Genomic DNA, 3,882 nt, shown 5'->3' on the forward strand with positions numbered 1-3,882 from the left:
ACGCCGCGACGCCGGTGAGGATCGGCGCACCCGGGACCTGCGCGCCGCCGCCGACCACCAGCACTCGCCCGCGCGTCTCCTTGTCGGCGCCCTGGTGCAGGGCGGGCAGGGGGAACGCATTGGCCAGCGTGTCGAGCGACACGGCGAGCGGCGCGCTCATCGCGCGCCTGCGATCGCGTCGGGTTTCGAAGTGACCGGGGCGCCGCCCTGTTCGAGCGGCGCCGTGAAGTTGTAGCGGAGCAGCTTCAGCGCCCCGTCCGGCGCGACCTGCGGGTCGAACGCGTATTCCGTGACCCCACAGTTGGCCACCTCCGCGGTGGCGTCGATCTCCAGCAGGCTCTGCTCGGTGAGGTTCTCCAGCAGGTAACGCAGGCACAACACCACCACCTGGTGGCCGACGATCAACACCCGGCGCTCGGCGTAGTGCAGGCTGACGGTGTCGAGCGCGCTGCGCAGCCGCAGGATCACGTCGCACCAGCTCTCGCCGCCGGGCGGCCGGTGATAGAACTTGCCCAGCAGCCGGCGGAACTCCGCCTGCTCCGGGTGGAACTCGCGCACGCCGCCAGTGGTCAGGCGATCGAGTATGCCGAACTCGCGCTCGCGCAGTCGCTCGTCGATCGCCCTGGGAGGCGCATCCGACGCTACGCCGCCGACCGAGGCCAGCAGTTCGGCGGTGCTTGTCGCGCGCAGATAGGGCGAGGACAGCACCACCTGCGGACGCTCATGCTCTGCGAGCGTTGAAAACCAGCGACCAAGCGCCAGGGCCTGTTCCTCGCCCAGCGGGCTCAGGGGCACATCGACGTCGCGCTGGGAAATGTCGATCCGTGACGACCCCGAGGCCATCGCCAGATCGCGCGCGACATTACCGGCGCTCTCACCATGTCGCACGATCCATAGGCGCGCCGGCCAACGTGACTGCATGGGCCGACAACGCGCATCGCCGGCCGCTGGCTCCCGCGTCACATAACTTAGCTAGAGCGTTGGCGCCGATCGTCGCCTCGCACGTTGCAGTGCAACAAAGGAGATTTCCCATGCCCAAACCACCCAAACCGCCCGAGCCATTCGAACACGTCGAGCCCGCCGCCACCGAGGCGTTCGCGGCGTTCGACGCCGCCGCCGAGCAGGCCCAGGCCGCTGCCGAAACCGTGTCGGATGCGAGTCCCGAGACGGTCGAGACCGAGGCCGCCGAACCGGTCGCCCTGCGACTGCTCGAGGCTCCGGTCGAGGCCGCCGAGATCCTGCAAGCCGCTGCTGAGCCCGTGGCGGCCGACGCGTCGGAAGCGTTGCAGGACCTGTTCACAGGCGTCGCGCGCTTTGGTCAGGAGACCCTGCAACGCAACGCGCAGGCGTTCAGCGCGCTGACCCAGGTCCGCTCGCCTCAGGACCTGCTGGCGCTGCAGGTCAGCGTCAGCGGCGCCGCGTTCGCCGCCGCGCTGGATGAGTTCCACCGCATCACCGGCCTGCTGGGCCGGGTCGCGGGCGGCGCCGCCTGGCCGGTGCGCCTGGGCGTCAATCCGTTCGCCAGCGCCGACCGCCTGGCGGCCTGACGCGCGATGCAGAGCGGGCGACTGCGCATCGGGACGGCCGGCTGGTCCGTCCCGCGCGCGGTCGCCGACGCGTTTCCTGCAGACGGCTCGGTGCTGCAGCGTTATGCCGCCCGTCTGTCGGCCGTCGAGGTGAACTCCAGCTTCTATCGCCCGCACCGCCGGCAGACCTATGAACGCTGGCGCGACGCTACGCCTGATGGCTTCCGCTTCGCCGTGAAGGCGCCGCGCGCCATCACACACGAGGCGAGGCTGGTTGATTGTGCGGAGCGCCTGGCGGCGTTCCTGCTGCAGGTCGGCGGCTTGGGCGACAAGCTCGGGCCGCTGCTCGTCCAGCTTCCACCCAAGTTGGCGTTCGACGCCGTCGTCGCGACGCGTTTCTTCGATGATCTCCGGACCCAGTGGAGCGGATCCGTCGCCTGTGAACCACGCCACGCGAGCTGGTTCGAGGGCGCCGCGGACGACCTGCTGATCGCCCATCGCATCGCCCGTGTCGCCGCCGATCCCGCGCCGCATCCGCTGGCGTCATCCCCCGGCGGCTGGACGGGTCTGGCCTACTGGCGATTGCATGGCTCGCCGCGGATGTACGTCTCCGATTACGACGCAGCAGCCCTGGCCGCCCTGGCCGGCAGCTTGGCGTCGAGCGAGGCGCAGGAGTGCTGGTGCATCTTCGACAACACCATGTACGGCGCAGCCGCAGTCAACGCCCTTTCCTTGCAAGCCCTGCCCGCCTGAGTCTTCTTCAACCGTCGGCGAGTTCGATCCACGTGGCCGCGTGGTCGCTGGCCTTCTCGCGTTCGCGATAGGCGCGGTCGACGCCGGCGGCCTGCAGCCGCGGCTTCAACGCCTGGCTCAGCAGCAGGTGGTCGATGCGTAGGCCTGCGTCCCGGGCCAGCGCATTCCGTAGGTACTTCCAGAAGGTGTAGATGCGCTCGCCAGGATGCAGCTCTCGGATTGCGTCGGTCCAACCGTCCTCCAGCAGCCGCGCATAGGCTTCGCGCACCTTCGGATGGAACAGCGCGTCGTCGACCCAGCGTTCCGGCGCGTAGACGTCCAAGTCGGTGGGCATGACGTTGAAGTCTCCGGCGACAACCACCGGCTGCTTCGTCGAGGCCAGCCACAGCATGTGCGTGCGCAGGCGCTCGTACCAGGCCAGCTTGAACTCGAACTTCGGGCCCGGCTGCGGATTGCCGTTGGGCGCGTAGAGGCTGGCGACGATCACCCCCCCAACCGCCGCTTCTATGTAACGGCTCTGCGTATCCTGCGCGTCGCCGGGCAGCCCGCGTCGCGTCTCGATCGGCTGGGCGTCGCGGGCGAGGATCGCAACGCCGTTCCAGCTCTTCTGCCCGTGCCAGATAGCCCCGTAGCCCGCAGCCTCGATCTCAGCCAGCGGGAAGCGTTCCTGCGGCGCCTTCAGCTCCTGCAGGCAGACGACATCCGGCGCGGTGTCGGCCAGCCAGTCCAGCAGGTTGACCAGCCGGCCGTTGACGCCATTCACGTTGTAGGTGGCGATCCTCAACGGTCGCCGCGGTCGCCGTCGCCCTTTTTGACCTTGGTCTTGGCCTTCTGGCGGGAGTCGACAGACAGCGACTTGCCGACGTCGACGACCTCCTTGAACTGACCCTTGTCGTCTCGGCGCACGAACCGCTTGTCCGTGCCGGTGTCGATGAGTTCGCGGGGCATGGAGCTCTCCTTCGCTTGAGAACGAGGGAATCGGCGAACCGCAGATCCGTTCCCGTCAGCCGGCGGGCGAAGCGACCGCGGCCAGACGTGCGGCCTCGATGTCGGCGGCGCGACTGGTCATCAGGTGATCGACCAACGCCTTGCTGGCGGTGGTCGGGCTGCCGGAGTTGAACGGCGGGTGCGGATCGTATTCGAACACCAGCTGCAGCATCCGCGCATAGGGCTCGCCGCGCAGCATGGCGACGATCTGCAGACCGAAGTCGATTCCCGCGGTGACGCCCGCGCCAGTGATGCGGTTGCGGTCGATGACCACGCGATCGGGGACCAGCTCGGCGCCCATCAGCGGCAGCAGTTGGCGCACCTGCCAGTTGCCGGTGGCCTTGTAGCCCTTCAGCAAGCCTGCGGCGCCCAGCACCAGCGTGCCCGTGCAGATACCGGTGATGTACTTGGCCCGAGCACCCCGGTCGGCGAGGAAATCCAGCGTGGCGGGATCGCGCATCTGCTTGATCGAACCCTTCAGTCCACCCGGCACGAACAGGATGTCGAGGTCCTTGGGGCAGGTGGCGAAGCTCGCGTCCGCCGGATAGATCAGCCCGGTGTCGGATCGCACCGGCGCGCCGTCCGTCGACACCAGCCGTACCTCCACATTGCCCAG

At 68.8% G+C, this 3,882-nt stretch carries 6 protein-coding genes; 2 read left to right on the top strand and 4 right to left on the bottom strand.

Annotated elements, in window-relative coordinates:
- Positions 1–156: 156 nt before the first annotated feature.
- Positions 157–921: a histidine phosphatase family protein gene (locus Q8M88_RS06430; RefSeq protein ID WP_305595549.1), complete on the bottom strand. Its 765-nt coding sequence runs from the start codon at positions 919–921 to the stop codon at positions 157–159.
- A 110-nt stretch (positions 922–1,031) separates the two neighbouring features.
- Here Q8M88_RS06430 and Q8M88_RS06435 point away from each other — a divergent pair, with 110 nt between their 5' ends.
- Entirely contained in the window at positions 1,032–1,547 is a 516-nt protein-coding gene (locus Q8M88_RS06435) for a phasin family protein (protein ID WP_305595551.1), read from the top strand.
- Between the two features lie 6 nt (positions 1,548–1,553).
- Complete coding sequence (locus Q8M88_RS06440; RefSeq protein WP_305595553.1) at positions 1,554–2,279, top strand: DUF72 domain-containing protein; 726 nt, start codon at positions 1,554–1,556, stop codon at positions 2,277–2,279.
- Between the two features lie 7 nt (positions 2,280–2,286).
- On the opposite strand, the gene xth is transcribed toward Q8M88_RS06440, so the two are convergent.
- The 3 genes from xth to Q8M88_RS06455 all read right to left on the bottom strand — a co-directional run.
- Positions 2,287–3,063, bottom strand: coding sequence for an exodeoxyribonuclease III (gene xth, locus Q8M88_RS06445; protein ID WP_305595555.1), 777 nt, complete (start codon positions 3,061–3,063; stop codon positions 2,287–2,289).
- The gene (locus tag Q8M88_RS06450) at positions 3,060–3,227 is read right to left on the bottom strand and encodes a hypothetical protein (protein ID WP_305595557.1); all 168 of its coding nucleotides are present in this window, start codon (positions 3,225–3,227) and stop codon (positions 3,060–3,062) included. The genes xth and Q8M88_RS06450 overlap by 4 nt, the downstream gene beginning before the upstream one ends.
- Positions 3,228–3,282: 55 nt before the next feature.
- A partial coding sequence (locus Q8M88_RS06455; protein ID WP_305595559.1) for a DJ-1/PfpI family protein occupies positions 3,283–3,882 on the bottom strand: 600 nt, incomplete at its 5' end.

The organism is Phenylobacterium sp., assembly GCF_030693805.1.
In the GTDB taxonomy this organism is placed as follows: domain Bacteria; phylum Pseudomonadota; class Alphaproteobacteria; order Caulobacterales; family Caulobacteraceae; genus Phenylobacterium.